This is a genomic window from Streptomyces sp. NPDC054834, assembly GCF_053611185.1.
On record NZ_JBSGZV010000005.1, the window covers coordinates 311,627 to 328,345 of the forward strand.

The following is a 16,719-nucleotide window of genomic DNA, read 5'->3' on the forward strand; positions in this document are numbered from 1 at the left end:
CTTCCTTCGTGCGATCGGATCAACCGCGGGCGGCCGCGAGGGATTCCCGGGCCTTGACGGCGACGTTCTCGGCGGTGAAGCCGAACTCGGCGAACAGGGTCTTGGCGTCGGCGGAGGCGCCGAAGTGTTCGAGGGAGACGATGCGTCCGGCGTCTCCCACGAAGCGGTACCACGTCAGGCCGATGCCCGCCTCCACGGCGACGCGCGCCCGCACCTCGGGCGGAAGCACCCGCTCCCGGTACTCGCGCGGCTGCTCCTCGAACCACTCCACGGACGGCATCGACACCACCCGCGTACCGGTACCCTCGGCTTCCAGCAGCTCACGGGCGGCCACCGCGAGCTGCACTTCGGAGCCGGTGGCGATCAGGACCACGTCCGGCGCCCGGGTGGAGGACTCCTCGAGGACGTAGCCGCCGCGCGCCGCGTCCGGGTTCGGCGCGTACGCCGGCACGCCCTGCCGGGTGAGCGCCAGGCCGTGCGGGGCCGGGTGGGTGGAGTGCCGGCGGAGGATCTCCGCCCACGCGACGGCGGTCTCGTTGGCGTCGGCCGGACGCACGACGTTCAGTCCCGGGATGGCGCGCAGGGACGCCAGGTGCTCGACCGGCTGGTGGGTCGGGCCGTCCTCGCCGAGGCCGATGGAGTCGTGCGTCCACACGTACGTCACCGGCAGCTGCATCAGCGCGGACATCCGGACGGCGTTGCGCATGTAGTCGGAGAACACCAGGAAGGTGCCGCCGTAGATGCGGGTGTTGCCGTGCAGCGCGATGCCGTTCATCTCCGCGGCCATCGAGAACTCGCGGATGCCGAAGTGGACGGTACGGCCGTACGGGTCCGCCTCCGGCAGCGGGTTGCCCGCGGGGAGGAAGGAGCTGGCCTTGTCGATGGTGGTGTTGTTCGATCCGGCCAGGTCGGCGGAGCCGCCCCACAGCTCGGGGAGCACCGGTCCGAGTGCCTCAAGGACCTTGCCCGAGGCGGCGCGGGTCGCGACGGACTTACCGGGTTCGAACACCGGTACGGCGTCCTCCCAGCCCTCCGGCAGCCGGCCCGCGACGATCCGGTCGAACAGCTCAGCGCGTTCCGGCCGGACCTCGCGCCACTCGGCGATCCGCTTGTCCCAGGCGGCATGCTCCTCCGCGCCCCGGTCGAGGGCCCGGCGGGTGTGGGCCAGGACGTCGCCCGCGACCTCGAAGGTCTTCTCCGGGTCGAGGCCGAGGACCCGCTTGGTCGCGGCCACCTCGTCGGCGCCGAGCGCCGAGCCGTGGGCGGCCTCGGTGTTCTGCGCGTTCGGGGCGGGCCAGGCGATGATCGTGCGCATCGCGATGATGGAGGGGCGCCCGGTCTCGGCCCGCGCGGCCTCGAGCGCCGCGTGCAGCGCCCGCACGTCGATGTCGCCACTCGCGGCGGGCTCGATGCGCTGGGTGTGCCAGCCGTACGCCTCGTACCGCTTCAGCACGTCCTCGGAGAACGCCGTGGCGGTGTCGCCCTCGATGGAGATGTGGTTGTCGTCGTAGAGGAAGACCAGGTTGCCGAGCTTCTGGTGCCCGGCCAGCGAGGAGGCCTCCGCCGAGACGCCCTCCTGGAGGTCGCCGTCGGAGACGATCGCCCAGACGGTGTGGTCGAAGGGGGAGGTGCCCTCAGGGGCCTCCGGGTCGAACAGGCCGCGCTCGTAGCGGGCGGCCATCGCCATGCCCACGGCGTTCGCGACGCCCTGGCCGAGCGGGCCCGTGGTGGTCTCCACGCCCGCGGTGTGCCCGTACTCGGGGTGCCCCGGCGTCTTCGAGCCGTGCGTGCGGAACGCCTTCAGGTCGTCCAGCTCCAGCTCGTACCCGGCGAGGTGGAGCTGCGTGTAGAGGGTCAGCGAGGTGTGACCGGGGGACAGCACGAAGCGGTCGCGGCCCACCCACTCCGGGTCGGCCGGGTCATGACGCATCACCTTCTGAAACAAGGTGTACGCCGCCGGGGCCAGACTCATCGCGGTGCCGGGGTGGCCGTTGCCGACCTTCTGCACGGCATCCGCCGCCAACAGGCGGGCGGTGTCGACGGCACGCCGGTCGAGTTCGGTCCATTCGAAGCTGTCCGGTGTCTGCGTGCTCATCTTCAAGAAGTCCTCGATCCGAGCGGGTGACTGGTCTGACGCGTTCAAACTTAAAAGTCTGACTTTTACGGGGGAAGGTCGGCGTGTGTCAGCCTGTGGTGAAACTGGGACACCAACGACGGCCACGACGGCGACGGCGGGCAACGACGGCATCGCGCGCGGCACGGCGCCGCACCGCGCGCGACAAAGGCGGCACGAGAAGGACATGGCGGACAGAACCATCCAAGGCCAAGAAGGTGACGTCGGCGGTGACGGCGGCGTGGACGGGATCAGAACCTTCCCCTTCCCGGTCGAACTCAGCGTCTGCGGCGTCGGCATGCAGATCGGCCCCATGGGCGACGGCCGCACCTGGCACGCCGACGCACCGCTGGAGCGGGTGCACCGCATCGACTTCCACGTCGTGATGCTGTTCACCGACGGTCCCGTACGCCACATGATCGACTTCGCCGAGTACGAGGCCACGGCCGGCGACCTGCTGTGGATCCGCCCGGGGCAGGTCCACCGCTTCTCGCGCACCAGCGAGTACCGCGGAACCGTCCTGACCATGCAACCCGGCTTCCTGCCCCGCGCCACGGTGGAGGCCACCGGCCTGTACCGCTACGACCTGCCACCCCTGCTCCACCCGGACGAGCCCCGGCTGGCAGCCCTCGAGGCCTCCCTCGCCCAGCTGCGCCTCGAGTACGAGGACACCACGACGCTTCCGCTCAGCCTGCACACCTCGGTGCTGCGCCACTCCCTCACGGCGTTCCTGCTGCGCCTGGCGCACCTGGCGGCCAGCTCGGAACAGGCGGCACGGCAACAGGCCGACACGACGTTCACCCTCTTCCGCGACGCTGTGGAGAAGGGCTTCGCCACCATCCACAGCGTCAGCGCCTACGCCGACGCCCTCGGCTACTCCCGCCGCACCCTGGTCCGCGCGGTCCGCGCCGCCACCGGCGAGACACCGAAGGGCTTCATCGACAAACGCGTCGTCCTGGAGGCCAAACGCCTCCTCGCCCACACGGACATGCCGATAGGCCGCGTCGGGGCGGCCGTTGGCTTCCCCGACGCGGCGAACTTCTCCAAGTTCTTCCAACTGCACACCGGACAGACACCGGTGGCGTTCCGGGCGGAGCTGGGCTAGCGCATCCCGCCCGACAGGCCCTGGGGCTGGGCGTGCTCGCCCAGCCACGGTATCCGGCGCACGAGCGTGTCGCGCATACGGGTCAGCGCCTCGATGCGCTCCTCCAACTCGGCCACCCGGCGTGCGCCGACCTCGTAGTTGGCGGCGCAGGCGGGTGAGTACGCGAACACCTCGGGCAGATCGTTGTCGAGGTAGCGGACGAAGGACTTGACGTTCTCCACCGTGAACCCGGAGGCGAGCAGGTCCCTGACGTTGCGCACGCGCGTCTCCGCCCCCGGCCCGTAGACCCGGTAACCGGACGCGGTCCGCTCGGACTCCAGCAGACCCTGCTCCTCGTAGTAGCGCAGGGCCCGGGTGGTGGTCCCGGTGAGCGCGGCCAGGTCACCTATCAGCATCACAGTCGCCTCCGGAGGCTTTGGCATGGTGTATTCGCATGCTGTATGCGAAGGTCAACTCCTCAGCCGCACCACCGTCTTCCCGGTGTACCTGCCGCGCACCAGGTCGAGGAGTGCCTGCGGCGCGTTCGGCAGGCCGTCGACGACCGTCTCGTCGTGGACGATCGAGCCGTCGCGCAGCCAGCCGCGGAACTGCTCCCCGAACTCGGCGGCCCGGTCCAGGTGGTCGCGGACGGTGAAGCCGCGGATCGTCAGCCGCTTGCCGACCACGGTGAGCAGATCGCCGGGCCCGGTGTCGGGCCGGCCGGTGCTCTGCCGGTGCAGGGCACCGCAGACGGCGATGCGGCCGTGGTCGTTCATCACCTCGACGGCGGCCCGCAGTTGCTCGCCGCCCACGTTGTCGAAGTAGACGTCGATACCGTCGGGCGCGGCCTCGCGCAGCCGGTCGACGACCGGACCGTCGTGGTAATCGAAGGCCGCGTCGAAGCCGAGCCTGCCGGTGAGACGGGCGACCTTCTCGGGGGAGCCGGCGCTGCCGATCACCCGGGCGGCCCCCTTGAGCCGGGCGATCTGACCGGCGAGGCTGCCGGTGGCGCCGGCCGCGCTGGAGACGAACACGGTGTCGCCCGGCCGCAATCGGGCGGCCTCGACGAGTCCGACGTAGGCGACCAGACCGAAGCCCAGGTGCAGGGACGGGGTCGGATAGGCGGCCCGGTCCACCTTCCGGAACGCCTCGGCCGCGGCCACCGCGTACTCCCGCCAGCCCAGCCGGTGCACCACCAGGTCCCCCGGCGACAGGCAGGGTTCGTCCGAGGCGACGACCTCGCCGACGGCGTCCCCGTACATCGGCTCGCCGATCTCGTAGCGCGGCAGGGGCAGCCCGGGCTCGTCGGACATCAGCAGCAGCATGCCCGGGTCGAGGGACAGGAACAGGTTGCGGACCAGGACCTGGCCGGGGGCGGGGTCCGGTACCGGGACCTCGGCGATCTCGATGTCGTCGGGGGTGGGCAGTCCCTGGGGACGGCGGGCCAGGCGGGCCTCGAGGCCCGTGCGGTTGTTCACGGTTGCGGTCATGCCGGCGACGCTAGGGATTGACCCGTACGTGAAGGTCAACCCGGGCGTCGCCGGCGGCGGGAGGTCAGTGACCGAAGTCGAACCAGTTGACGTTCACGAAGTCCGATGGCTGGCCGCTGGTGAAGGTCAGATAGACGTCGTGGGTGCCGGTCACCGAGGTGATGTTGGCCGGGACGGTCTGCCAGTTCTGCCAGCCGCCGGTGCTGGAGACCGCGAAGCTGCCGATGGGGGAGTTGCCGGGGCTGTCGAGGCGCACCTCGACCAGTCCGCTCACCCCGGGGGCGGCGCCGCTGGCCACCCGGCCGTAGAACTGCTTGGCCGCCGTGGAGCCGAAGTCGACGCCCTTGTACAGGGCCCAGTCGCCGTTCGCCAGGTAACCGAGGTCCTGGCCGCCGCCGGTGTCCGCGGTGGTCTCGGTGGCCGTGCCGGACTGGCTGTCGTACGACTCCGCCTGAATGGCGCTGTAGGCGTCACGGTTGCCGGACGGCGGGGGTGTGGTACCGCTCCCACCACCTGTCGACTGAAGCACCTGCACATAGTCCACGACCATCGGGTGGCCCGGCTCCGTGCCGCTGTCCGGCCCGCCGCCGAACGCCGCCGGGAAGCCGCCGCCCATCGCCACGTTGAGGATGACGAAGAAGCCGTGGTTGGTGGCGTTCGCCCAGGTCGTGGCATCGACCTGATTCGCTTTCACGGTGTGGAAGTTGACGCCGTCGAGGTAGAACCGGATCTCCTCGGGGCTGGTGGAGCGGTCCCATTCCATCGCGTACGTGTGGAACCCGGCCTGGCAAGTGCTGCCGGAACAGGGGGTGTTGCCGCCGATGCCGGATGTCTCGTTGCAGGGTCCGCCCGGGTTGGTGCCGCAGTGCATCGTGGCCCAGTCGGTGTTCAGCCCCTGGACGTTCTCCATGATGTCCAGTTCGCCGACGCTCGGCCAGTTCTGGTAGTTGCCGCGGTAGGGCGCGCCCAGCATCCAGAACGCCGGCCAGTAGCCCTTGGCGGCGGCGCCGGTGACGTTGGGCATCTGTATACGGGATTCGACGCGCAGCTTGCCGCCGGCCGGGGGCTGGAAGTCGGTGCGGGTCGTTTCGACGCGGCCCGAGGTCCAGTTGCCGGAGGAGTCGCGGCGCGGGGTGATGAGCAGGTTGCCGTTGCCGTCGAGGGCGACGTTGCTGGTGCTGGAGGTCATCGTCTCGACCTCGCCGGTGCCCCAGTTGGCGGCGCCGCCCGGGTAGGACGTCCCGGTGTCGTACTGCCAGGTGGAGGTGTTGACGCCGGTCCCCGCCGCGCCGTCGAAGTCGTCCAGGAACACCTGCGTCCAGCCGGACGGTGGCGTGGGCGCCGAGGCGCTGGCGGGGAGGGCGGCGGCCGTCGCGGCGGCTGCCGCGAGGCCGAGGGTGCCGAGCACGGCCACTAGCGCACGGCGCAGCGGGCGCCGTCTGGGTATGCCGGAGGTTTCGATCACGGGGGGGCCTCTCGGGTACGGAGTAGATGTGCGCGGATGCCCTTGAGAGCGCTCTCAAGATGCGGCCAATGTGCTCTCCGCCCCTGCGGTCGTCAAGACTTGAAGCAAGGAAACTCCCTTCTTCGAGGGGGAGTTCACCCGATGAAGCCGTGTACGGGCCCGATCCGGCGGGCCCGGCCGTCGGCCCTAGAGCGCGCTGCCGGCCTTCCAGTCCGCCCAGGACAGGTTCCAGCCGTTGAGTCCGTTGGCCGGGTCGACCGTTCTCTCGCCCGAATTCTTCACGATCACCACGTCGCCGAGCATCGAGGACTCGTAGAACTTGTAGCCCGCCACGGAGCTGTCGCCCGCGCCCTTGGCGTCGTGCAGGCCGACGCAGCCGTGGCTGGTGTTCTCGTGCCCGAACACCGCGGTGGACGCCCAGTAGTTGCCGTGGACGAAGGTGCCGGAGGTGGTCAGCCGCTGGGCGTGCGGCACGTCCGGGATGTCGTACTCGTCGCCGAGCCCGACCGTGGACGACTCCATGCGTGTCTGCTTGAACCGCTCGCTGATCACCATGATCCCAGACCAGGTGGTGTGGTCGGAGTCGCCGCCGGAGACGGGATAGGTGGCGACGGTGGTGCCGTCACGCTTCACCGTCATCTGCTTGGTGGCCAGGTCGACGGTGCTCATCTGCTGCCGACCGATATGGAATACAACATCCTTTGATTGCATACCGTACACACCCTCCGCGCCCTCGATGTCCTTCAGCCGCAGGCTCAGCGTGACCGTGGTGCCGGGCGCCCAGTAGGTCTCCGGCCGGAAGTCGAGCCGGGTGTCGCTGAACCAGTGCCCGACCACTTCGACGGCGGGCTCGGCGGTCACCGTGATCGCCTTCTGCACGGCGGCCCGGTCCGTGACGGCGTGGGTGAAGTTGATCGACACCGGCATGCCGACGCCGGAGGTGGATCCCGCCTCGGGCGTGAAGTAGCCGACGAAGGTGGCGCCGGGGGACTTGGTGGTGAAGGTGGTCACCGTCTCCTCGGCGGCGGCGCCTTTCGCCTTGGCCGTCACCGTGTACTTCGTTCCCGAGTACGGGTTCTTCGTCGACGTCCACTTCGTGCGGGCGTCGTTGTAGGAGCCCGCCAGGGTGGAGCCGTCGTTGCCGGTGACCTTGACGGAGGCCAGGGTGCCGTCGGTCGCGGTGACCTCGACGCGGCTGGTGAAGTCGGCCTTCTTGGTGCCCGCCGCGGGCGTGACCGTGATCGTCGCCTTCTTCGTCGTCGCGGCCTGTGCGGAGGCGGTCGCGCCCCCGCCGTCCGCGGCCTGCGAGGTGCCGGCGCCGCCGGAGGAGTCCGGGGAGGAGCCGCATCCGGCGAGTACGGCGGCGCCGGGCGCGACGCCGAGCATGCCGAGGATCCCGCGCCGGGACCAGTTCCGCGCCGGCTGTCCGGCCCGGTTCGATATGTGCGAGACGCCCACGACACGCCTTTCCGAGTTGTCCGTCTGTGCGTGGGCATACTGCGCGGGTTGTCTGGGTCGCTCCTTTGAATCCGAGGGGCCCTGCCTGAGATTCCGGTGAAGACCTGCTACGAGTTCACGGCCCGCCCGCCCGCCCGCGCGAGCGATCCGTCACCCGCCGCGCGACGGGCACGGCCTGCCTCCTGGCTGCCGCGCCCCCCACCACCACGCCGGACGCGGACTGACCCCGGGCACCGGCGGGCGGTCCCCGGCGCCGGCGCTCAGGGCGTCCGCTCCGGCTGCCAGCCCAGCGCCCTGGATATCCCCCGCGCGGCCAGTCGTACCGCCGGTGCCAGCATCGGTACCTGGGCGGCCCGTTGGGGGACGACGACGGACACGGCGGCGACCACGGCCCCGCCCGGCCCGCGCACGTCGGCCGCCACCGACAGCGCGTCCTCGGTCACCTGACGGTCGCTCACCGCGACGCCGGTACGCCGTACTTCGGCCAGCACCCTGCGCAGCCGCGCCGGATCGGTGATCGTGTACGGGGTGAAGGAGGCGAGCGGACCGGCGCAGTACTCCTCCTGGAAGCCGGTGCCGGCGTGCGCCAGCAGGGCGAGCCCCACCCCGGTGGCGTGCAGGGGCCAGCGTGCGCCGACCCGGATGTGGACGCCGACCGCCGAACGGCCCGAGATCCACTCGATGTAGACGACCTCGGACCCGTCCCGCACCGCCATCTGCACGTTCTCGTGCGTCGCCTCGTACAGGTCCTCCAGGTACGGCAGCGCGATCTGCCGCAGCGCCAGGCCGCGCGGCGCCAGGGCGGCGAGCTCCCACAGTCTGAGGCCCACGTGGTACACACCGTCCGGGTCCCGCTCCAGGGCGCCCCACTCGGTGAGCGCGGCGACCAGCCGGTGCGTGGTGGTGAGGGTGAGTCCCGCCCGGCGGCTGATGTCCGTCAGGCACAGCGCCGGATGCTCGTGGTCGAACGCGGCGAGCACCGACAGCAGCAGGTCCGGCGCGGAACGGACGGTCATCGCCGAGTGCCCCTTTCCAGCGGTGCGGCCTCAGTTTCCAGCGGTGCGGCCGGAGTTTCCAGCGATGCGGCTCAGGAGAGCCCGTCCTCGGCGATCCGCAGCAGCAGGGCGTGCAGCGTCTCCCGCTCGGCCGGGTCCAGGGGGGCCAGCAGTTCCCCGGTGACGCGCAGGCCCGCCTCGTCGGTGTCCCGCAGGAAGGCCCGGCCCGTACCGGTGAGGACGACGATGCGGCTGCGGCGGTCGTCGGGGGCGGGGCGGCGCTCGGCGAAGCCCAGTTTCTCCAGGTCGTCGACCAGGCCGACGATCGCGCTCGGGTCGTAGCCGAGCCGCGTGCTCAGTTCCCGCTGGAGGGCGCCCTCGGAGGTGGCGAGGAAGCGCAGCAGCGCGTAGTGGCGCAGGCGCAGGCCCGACTCCTGCAGGAAGGCGTTGAACAGCTGCCCGGAGCGCAGGCCCAGCCGGTACAGCAGGTAGCCGGTGTCGGCGTGCAGGCCGCGCATCCACGGCTCGTGCGCGTCGAGGCTGGGGTTCGTGGCGTGCTGGCGGGTGATGGCGGCTCTCCCTCGTCTCGGCCGGCCCGGATGTCGTCCGGTCCTCGCAGGCCAGCATGCCCCACTCGTAGGTCCGGGACAACTATTGACGTCAACAATTATTGCTCTTAGCTTCGATCTCGAAGCCGCGGCACCGCCACGGCACCGCATCGCCTTGTGAACCGCATCGCCTTGTGAAGGGACTGGCCCGTGTCCAGCATCGATCTCACCGGCAAGGCCGCCGTCGTCACCGGCAGCGGCCGGGGCCTCGGCCTCGCCTACGCCCATGCCCTCGCCGCCCACGGGGCGTCCGTGGTCGTCAACGACATCGACGAGGACGTGGCCGAGCAGGCCGTGAAGTCCATCACCGAGGCGGGCGGCACGGCCGTCGCGGAGGTGGTCCCGGTCGGCACCGCCGAGGCCGCCGAGCGGCTGGTCGGCCGTGCGGTCGAGGAGTTCGGCCGGCTGGACGTCCTGGTCACCAACGCGGGCATCCTGCGCGACAAGGTGCTGTGGAAGATGACCGACGACGACTTCGACGCGGTGATCACCACCCACCTCAAGGGCACCTTCACCTGCGCCCGGGCGGCCGCCGTCCGCATGCGCGAGCAGGGCGAGGGCGGCACCCTGATCCTGGTCGGCTCCCCGGCGGGCCAGCGCGGCAACTTCGGCCAGACCAACTACGCCGCCGCCAAGGCCGGCATCGCCGCCATGGCCCGTACCTGGTCGATGGAGCTGGCCCGCGCGGACATCACCGTCAACGCGATCGTGCCGGTGGCCGCGACCGCCATGACCGAGACCATCCCCGCCTTCGCGCCGTACGTCGAGGCCATGAAGAACGGCGAACCGCTGCCGGACTTCTTGCGCAAGGGCGAGGGCTTCGGCACCCCCGAGGACTGCGCGGCCCTCGTCCCCTTCCTCGCCTCACGGGCCGCGCGCGGCATCACCGGCCAGGCCATCGGCATCGGCGGCGACAAGGTGGCACTCTGGTCGCATCCGCAGGAGATCAGGGCGGCCTACGCCGACGGCGGCTGGACCCCCGACGCCCTGGCCGACGCGTGGGCCGGCTCGGTCGGCGCCGAACCGCAGACCGTCGGCATCCCGGCGCCCAAGTTCCCGGAGGCGTGATGGACCTCGGCATTAACCTCGAGGAACTCGTCGCGATCGACGTCCACACCCACGCGGAGGTGTCCTCCAAGGGCCACTCCTCCCTGGACGACGACCTGCACGACGCCTCCTCCGCCTACTTCAAGGTCGAGGGCAAGCGGAAGCCGACCCTGGAGGAGACGGCCGCCCACTACCGCGAACGGAAGATGGCCGCCGTGATCTTCACGGTGGACGCCGAGTCCGCCACCGGCACCGCGCCGGTCCCCAACGAGGAGGTCGCCGAGGCCGCGGCCGCCAACGCGGACGTCCTGATCCCGTTCGCCTCCATCGACCCCTTCCGGGGGAAGGCGGGCGTCAGGCAGGCCCGCCGCCTGGTCGAGGAGTACGGGGTGAAGGGCTTCAAGTTCCACCCCAGCATCCAGGGCTTCTTCCCCAACGACCGCTCGGTGGCGTACGACCTGTACGAGGTGATCGAGGACACGGGCACCATCGCCCTGTTCCACACCGGCCAGACCGGCATCGGCGCCGGAGTCCCCGGCGGGGGCGGGATCCGGCTGAAATACTCCAACCCGCTCCACGTGGACGACGTCGCCGCCGACTTCCCGCACCTGAAGATCATCCTGGCGCATCCGTCCTTCCCCTGGCAGGACGAGGCCCTCGCCGTCGCCACGCACAAGCCGGGCGTGCACATCGACCTGTCCGGCTGGTCGCCGAAGTACTTTCCGTCGCAACTGGTGCAGTACGCCAACACGCTGCTGAAGGACAAGGTCCTCTTCGGCTCCGACTTTCCCGTCCTCACCCCTGACCGTTGGCTCGCCGACTTCGAGAAGCTGCCGATCAAGGACGAGGTCCGGCCGAAGATCCTCAAGGAGAACGCCGCCCGTCTGCTCGGGCTGACGAAACCGTGAAGGGGGCGTCGGATGCGCAATGAGGGACTGGGGTCGTGGCCCGCTCGCCGGGCCCGCAAGACCCCGCACCGCACCGCCCTGGTACACAGTGACTGGTCCACCGACTACCGCACACTGTATACACGCACCACGCGCCTGGCCCACGCCCTGCGCGCCCGGGGCGTCCGCCGCGGCGACCGCATCGCCTACCTCGGCCCCAACCACCCCGCCTACCTGGAGACACTGTTCGCCGCGGGCACCCTGGGCGCGGTCTTCGTCCCCCTCAACACCCGCCTCGCCGGCCCCGAGATCGCCTACCAGCTCGCCGACTCCGGCGCCAAGGCCCTCGTGTACGGTCCCACCCACGCAGGGCTCGTCGCCGGGCTGCCCGGCGAGACCGACGTGCGGACGTATGCCGAGGTGGGCGCCGAGTACGAGGAGGCGCTGGCCGCCGCCGCGCCCGACCCCATCGACGAACCGGTCGCCGCGGACGACACCTGCCTCATCATGTACACCTCGGGGACGACCGGCCGCCCCAAGGGCGCGATGCTCACCCACGGCAACCTGACCTGGAACGCCGTCAACGTCCTCGTCGACCACGACCTGATCGCCGATGAACGCGCCCTGGTCTCCGCCCCGTTGTTCCACACGGCCGGCCTCAACATGCTGACCCTGCCGGTACTGCTCAAGGGCGGAACCTGCGTCCTGGTGGACGCCTTCGACCCCGACGCGACCTTCGACCTGATCGAACGGCACCGCATCACCTTCATGTTCGGCGTGCCGACCATGTTCGACCAGGTGGCCCGGCACCCCCGCTGGGCGGGCGCCGACCTGTCCTCCCTCAGGATCCTCACCTGCGGCGGCTCGCCCGTCCCCACCCCGCTGATCGCCGCCTACCAGGAGCGCGGCCTGACCTTCCTCCAGGGCTACGGCATGACCGAGGCCGCGCCCGGCACCCTCTTCCTGGACGCCGAACACGCCGTGAGCAAGGCGGGGTCGGCGGGCGTACCGCACTTCTTCAGCGACGTACGGGTCGTCCGGCCGGACCTCACCGCTGTCGACGTCGGCGAGACCGGCGAGGTCGTGGTACGCGGGCCGCACGTCATGCCCGGCTACTGGGGGCTGCCCGAGGAGACTGCCGCCTCCTTCGCGGACGGCTGGTTCCGCAGCGGGGACGCGGCACGGGTCGACGAGGACGGTTATGTGTACATCGTCGACCGTATGAAGGACATGATCATCTCGGGTGGGGAGAACGTCTACCCCGCCGAGATCGAGGACCGGCTCCTCGCCCACCCCGACATCGTCGAATGCGCGGTCATCGGTGTGCCGGACGACAAGTGGGGCGAGGTGCCGCGCGCGGTCGTCGTGCCCCGCGAGGGTGCCGCCCTCGACCCCGACGAGGTGCTCGCCTCCCTGGCCGGCCGCCTCGCCAAGTACAAGATCCCCAAGTCCGTGGTGATCGCGGACGAACTCCCGCGCACCGCCTCGGGAAAGCTCCTCAAGTCCCGGGTGCGCCAGCGCTACGGCAACCAACTCCCCTAAGGAACAAGGTACTCATGAGCGTCACCGTCAACGGCCTGGACGACCTGAAGAAGCTGGCCGGCAGCGACCTCGGCAGCAGCGAGTGGACCGAGGTCACCCAGGAGCGCATCGACACCTTCGCCGACGCCACCGGCGACCACCAGTGGATCCACGTCGACCCGCAGCGCGCCGCCGAAGGGCCGTTCGGCGCGCCCATCGCCCACGGCTATCTGACGCTGTCCTTGTTCATCCCGCTGTTCACCGAGCTGCTGGACGTCCAGGGTGTCACGACCAAGGTCAACTATGGTCTGAACAAGGTGCGTTTCCCCGCGCCCGTCAAGGTCGGCTCCCGGATCCGTCTGGTGGCTCGGCTGGCGGAGGTCGAGGAGGTTCCCGGCGGGGTGCAGATCACCGTCGACGGCACGATCGAGATCGACGGCGGCGGGAAGCCCGCCGCCGTCCTGCAGAGCCTGTCCCGGTTCTACGCTTGACGTCTACTGTCTACGATCTTCGCCTACGATCTGCGATCTTCGTTCACAGTCTGCGATCTCCGTCTACGGTCCGCGATGTCAGGCGCTCACCACGTCGACGAAGACCGGGTTCGAGTAGAACCACGTGTCGGCCCACGGGTCACCGTTCCCGGGCTCGTGGGGAATCGGGCCGTGGGGGTCGACGGCGGCGCCCAGGTAGCCGGCCCCATGCCGGTTGCCGTCGCTGCCGCGGAGCCGGACGTAGAAGGACTCGTCGCCGACCGACAGCGGGATGCGCAGTGTGTACGTTCCCTTGCGGCCGGACACGTCCTTCGAGTGCACGACCTTCGTGTCCGGCGCCTTCCAGGTGTCGCGGTCGCTGACCGGGCCGCGCACCGCGCCCCGGATCACGTCCACCTGGGCCAACTGGGGCAGGATGCCCTGTGGGTTGGCCCGGGAGGCGGTCGTCACTGTCACGTACAGCGTGATCTTCTCGCCCCTGCGGACGCGCAGCCGCCCGCCGAGGGTGACGCCGCGGCCGGCGTCGCAGTCCCGCTTCACCCGCACGTCGAGCCCGTCCAGCAGGTGCCCGTGGTCGAGCCAGACGCGGCCCGCGCGCAGGCCCGCCATCACGGCGCGGTAGCCGTACCGGGTCACGCCGACGTGCGTGCGGCTGAACTCGCCGGGCCAGAAGTCGCTGCCCGGCTGCGGGGTGTCGGTGTTCACCGGGTCGGGCAGCTTGCCGGTGTTGTCGAAGTTCTGGCCGGCCGGCCAGTCGCCGTTCTTCCAGGTGTCGAAGACGGTCCGGTGGTTGTCGGAGTTGGTGGTGATCGTGAACAGCCGGCCCTCGGCCAGCATCGAGTCCCACAGCCCGCCGACGGTGGCGGTCGCCCAGTCGAAGCCGCCGTACGTCAGGTACGCGTCCGCCGGATAGTCCGCCCACGACTGCGCCGACGGCTTGTTCTCGTACTCGCCGCGGATCGAGGTGGAGCCGCGCCAGCCGGGGACGGCCGCGCCCTGGGCGCCGGGCGCGCCCTCCATGCCGATCATGATCTCGGGGGCCGCGTCCCGCCAGTTGCGCATCTCGTGCGGGGAGTCGATGCCGAGGCGCAGCGGGTGGTTGGCGAGGACGAGGACGTCGTCGACGTATCCGGTGCGGCGCTGCTCGGCCAGCCACTGGACGGCCTTGACGGCGTGGGCCTCGTTGCGGGCGGTGTCGGTCGCGCCGGCGGAGCCCTCGGTGTAGCCGAGCAGCTTGCCGTCGTAGGCGAGCTCGAACCGCGTGAGCAGGTCGACCTCGTTGGGGCCGGGGGCGGCGAACACCGTGCAGTGCTCGGCGGCCGGGATGTACCACTCCAGGCCCTGGAAGATCAGCTGGCGCGGGTTCTCGGCACGGGCCTTGATGATCTCCGCGTGCTCCATCTTCGCGCCGTAGTAGGCGTGCCCGAAGTTGGAGTGCTCGTTGAACACCATCCAGTCGAGGCCGTACTTGGCGGCGGCCCGGGCCTGCTGGGAGAAGGTGTACTTCGCGTCGTGGCTGTAGACGGAGTGGACGTGGTGGTCGCCGACGAGGTAGGCGAGGCGCGGGTCGTCGCCGCCGAAGCCGCGCTGCGCGGAGGCGAGCGCGGGGGTCGCCGCGGAGCCGAGGGCGAAGGCGGCGCCGAACAGGCCGGCGCGGTGCAGGAGTTGGCGTCTCGACACGCCCTGGACGTCGAGGGCGGCGGGGGAGACGGACGGGTCGGCCCAGGCGGGCAGCTGCTGCTCGGTCATGATCTTCAAGGTCCTCCTCAAGGTCCTCTTCGGCGGCGTCAGTGGTTCATGAAGGAGGTGACGGGCAGCGCCCGCGAGACGATCCGGACGTCGCCGAGGCGGCCGTGCAGGATCTGGTCGATCTTGCCGGCGTACTCGTAGCCGCCGAGCAGCCACGGCAGTCCGACGGAGGTGATGCCGGACGCGGCGGCCTTCGGGTTGCGGACGACCGGGCAGCCCTCGACGTACAGGGTGGTGTGTCTGCCGTCGTTGACGACCGCGAGATGCCACCAGGTCTCCAGCGGGGTCTCCTGGCCCCAGTTGGTGGCGATGCCCTCCTGGTCGAGCGGGCGCATCGCCCACTGCGGCTCGCGGTCGTTGGACAGCGACAGCGTGGCGAGGGGCTCGTCGGGGTCGTCGGCGGTCTTGCCGGCGGCGCCGCCCGTGCCCGTGCGGCTGACGATGCCGGACCAGGCGGTGTGGTCGGGGTCCCAGTCGGCGGGCAGCCGGTAGAACGCCTCGATGGTGTAACCGCCCTTGAAACCGGCAGCGTTGAGCGGTGCGCCGTCGACGGTCTTCAGATACGCGCCCTTCAGCGGCGACTTGTAGCCCCGGAACTCCAGGCTGCCGTGGCCGGGCTGGTCGGGATGGTGGTCGGCGGACCAGGTCAGGGCGCCGCCGCCCACCGTGACGAGGCTGAGGTCGTTGCCGCGTCCGGACAGGTCGCGGACGGTGCCCGTGACGGCCGCACCGTCGTCGTGCCCGTCGAAGCGCCAGTAGGCGACCGTGCCGGGAATCAGCACCTTGGACGCGGGGCGTGCCGGGCGGGCCGGGACCGGGGCGAATCCGGAGAAACGTTTCACGAAGTCGATCTCCACCGAGAAGCGGTCGGCGTCGCCGCTCAGCTCGATCTCCTGTCGCTCCAGCTCGTTCAGGCCCTTCGCGGCCCGGCCCAGGATCCACGGGGAGACCGTCTCCACGTCGATGACGTTCCGGTCCAGGTCGAACCGGTAGAGGCGGATCATCGCCGCGCCGCCGAAGTAGCGGTTCTGGTAGTTCGTGAGGTGCAGGTGGACCTCGTTGCCCGCCGCGTTCTCGCGGGTCGCCCGGCCCGCCGGCCAGTAGTGGCCGTTCAGGGTCAGGAAGATCTGGTCGTGCTCCTCGATCAGCTGGTCCCACAGCTGCTGCCCGTACGTCGACAACTGGCCGTCCTCGACGACCAGTTCGTGCGTGGTGAGGATGACCGGCGCCTTCGGATGCCGCGCGAGGACGTCCTTCGCCCAGGCGTACCCCTGCGCCGACAGCCGCCAGTCCAGCGCCAGCACCATCCACTCGCGCCCCGCGGCCTTGAACAGGTGGCAGGTGTTGTAGCCGTCCGCGGAGGCGCCCCCGAACGTCGGCTTGCTCTTGAAGCGCTGCGGTCCGAACGCGTCCAGGTACGGTGTCGAGCCGCGCTGGTCGTCCGTCGAGGACTTCACGTCGTGGTTGCCGGCGAGGACGCTGTAGCCGACGCCCCGCCGGTCGAGGATCCCGAACGACTCACCGATCGCGGCGAATTCGTCCTCGGCGCCGTTCTGTGTGAGGTCGCCGAGGTGGGAGAGGAAGACGATGTTCTCGTCCCTGCCGTGCTCGAGGAGGTAGCGCAGGGACACCTCCACCGGCGCCTTGTCGATGCTGGGTCCGTCGAAGAGGTACTGGGTGTCGGGCATCACGGCGAGGGTGAAGCGCCGGCTGTCCCAGGACGGCGGTGCCGAGGAGCAGGTCCCCGGGACCGCGCTGCGCATCGGTGACCTGGTCGTCTGCGAGGCCGGCGACATCATTCCCGGTGACGG

General features: G+C 70.6%; 14 protein-coding genes. 5 read left to right on the plus strand and 9 right to left on the minus strand.

What is annotated here, in order from left to right:
• Positions 1-19: 19 nt before the first annotated feature.
• Positions 20-2,095: a transketolase gene (gene tkt / locus ACWGJM_RS10305; RefSeq protein WP_453411219.1), complete on the minus strand. Its 2,076-nt coding sequence runs from the start codon at positions 2,093-2,095 to the stop codon at positions 20-22.
• A 205-nt stretch (positions 2,096-2,300) separates the two neighbouring features.
• Here tkt and ACWGJM_RS10310 point away from each other — a divergent pair, with 205 nt between their 5' ends.
• The gene (locus ACWGJM_RS10310) at positions 2,301-3,218 is read left to right on the plus strand and encodes a helix-turn-helix domain-containing protein (RefSeq protein ID WP_453411220.1); all 918 of its coding nucleotides are present in this window, start codon (positions 2,301-2,303) and stop codon (positions 3,216-3,218) included.
• Here ACWGJM_RS10310 and ACWGJM_RS10315 read toward each other — a convergent pair.
• From ACWGJM_RS10315 to ACWGJM_RS10340, 6 genes are all read right to left on the minus strand, one after another.
• A complete protein-coding gene (locus ACWGJM_RS10315) occupies positions 3,215-3,613 on the minus strand; it encodes a MerR family transcriptional regulator (protein ID WP_453411221.1) in 399 nt (132 codons plus the stop codon). The two genes, ACWGJM_RS10310 and ACWGJM_RS10315, sit on opposite strands and share 4 nt — an antisense overlap.
• Positions 3,614-3,667: 54 nt before the next feature.
• Complete coding sequence (locus ACWGJM_RS10320) at positions 3,668-4,687, minus strand: NADP-dependent oxidoreductase (protein WP_453411222.1); 1,020 nt, start codon at positions 4,685-4,687, stop codon at positions 3,668-3,670.
• A gap of 64 nt (positions 4,688-4,751) precedes the next feature.
• Positions 4,752-6,152, minus strand: a complete 1,401-nt coding sequence (locus ACWGJM_RS10325; protein WP_453411223.1) for a glycoside hydrolase family 16 protein — start codon at positions 6,150-6,152, stop codon at positions 4,752-4,754.
• A 186-nt stretch (positions 6,153-6,338) separates the two neighbouring features.
• Positions 6,339-7,610, minus strand: coding sequence for a L,D-transpeptidase (locus tag ACWGJM_RS10330; RefSeq protein WP_453411224.1), 1,272 nt, complete (start codon positions 7,608-7,610; stop codon positions 6,339-6,341).
• A gap of 260 nt (positions 7,611-7,870) precedes the next feature.
• On the minus strand, positions 7,871-8,626 hold the full coding sequence (locus ACWGJM_RS10335; protein WP_453411225.1) for an IclR family transcriptional regulator: 756 nt from the start codon (positions 8,624-8,626) through the stop codon (positions 7,871-7,873).
• Positions 8,627-8,697: 71 nt separating this feature from the next.
• Positions 8,698-9,123: a MarR family winged helix-turn-helix transcriptional regulator gene (locus tag ACWGJM_RS10340; RefSeq protein WP_453411226.1), complete on the minus strand. Its 426-nt coding sequence runs from the start codon at positions 9,121-9,123 to the stop codon at positions 8,698-8,700.
• A 240-nt stretch (positions 9,124-9,363) separates the two neighbouring features.
• Here ACWGJM_RS10340 and ACWGJM_RS10345 point away from each other — a divergent pair, with 240 nt between their 5' ends.
• Genes ACWGJM_RS10345 through ACWGJM_RS10360 form a run of 4 tightly spaced genes read left to right on the plus strand, consistent with a single transcriptional unit; the run spans position 9,364 to position 13,159 of the window.
• Positions 9,364-10,281: an SDR family NAD(P)-dependent oxidoreductase gene (locus ACWGJM_RS10345; protein WP_453411227.1), complete on the plus strand. Its 918-nt coding sequence runs from the start codon at positions 9,364-9,366 to the stop codon at positions 10,279-10,281.
• The gene (locus tag ACWGJM_RS10350) at positions 10,281-11,168 is read left to right on the plus strand and encodes an amidohydrolase family protein (protein WP_453411228.1); all 888 of its coding nucleotides are present in this window, start codon (positions 10,281-10,283) and stop codon (positions 11,166-11,168) included. The genes ACWGJM_RS10345 and ACWGJM_RS10350 overlap by 1 nt, the downstream gene beginning before the upstream one ends.
• A 12-nt stretch (positions 11,169-11,180) precedes the next feature.
• Positions 11,181-12,689 (plus strand): acyl-CoA synthetase, encoded by a 1,509-nt coding sequence (locus tag ACWGJM_RS10355; protein WP_453411229.1) that lies wholly within the window; start codon positions 11,181-11,183, stop codon positions 12,687-12,689.
• Positions 12,690-12,703: 14 nt separating this feature from the next.
• Entirely contained in the window at positions 12,704-13,159 is a 456-nt protein-coding gene (locus ACWGJM_RS10360; RefSeq protein WP_453411230.1) for a MaoC family dehydratase, read from the plus strand.
• A gap of 78 nt (positions 13,160-13,237) precedes the next feature.
• Here ACWGJM_RS10360 and ACWGJM_RS10365 read toward each other — a convergent pair whose 3' ends face one another.
• Positions 13,238-14,908 carry a histidinol-phosphatase gene (locus tag ACWGJM_RS10365; RefSeq protein ID WP_453411231.1) on the minus strand — a complete coding sequence of 557 codons (1,671 nt, stop codon included), beginning with the start codon at positions 14,906-14,908 and terminating at the stop codon, positions 13,238-13,240.
• Positions 14,909-14,946: 38 nt separating this feature from the next.
• Positions 14,947-16,671 carry a LamG-like jellyroll fold domain-containing protein gene (locus ACWGJM_RS10370; RefSeq protein ID WP_453411246.1) on the minus strand — a complete coding sequence of 575 codons (1,725 nt, stop codon included), beginning with the start codon at positions 16,669-16,671 and terminating at the stop codon, positions 14,947-14,949.
• Positions 16,672-16,719 lie beyond the last annotated feature (48 nt).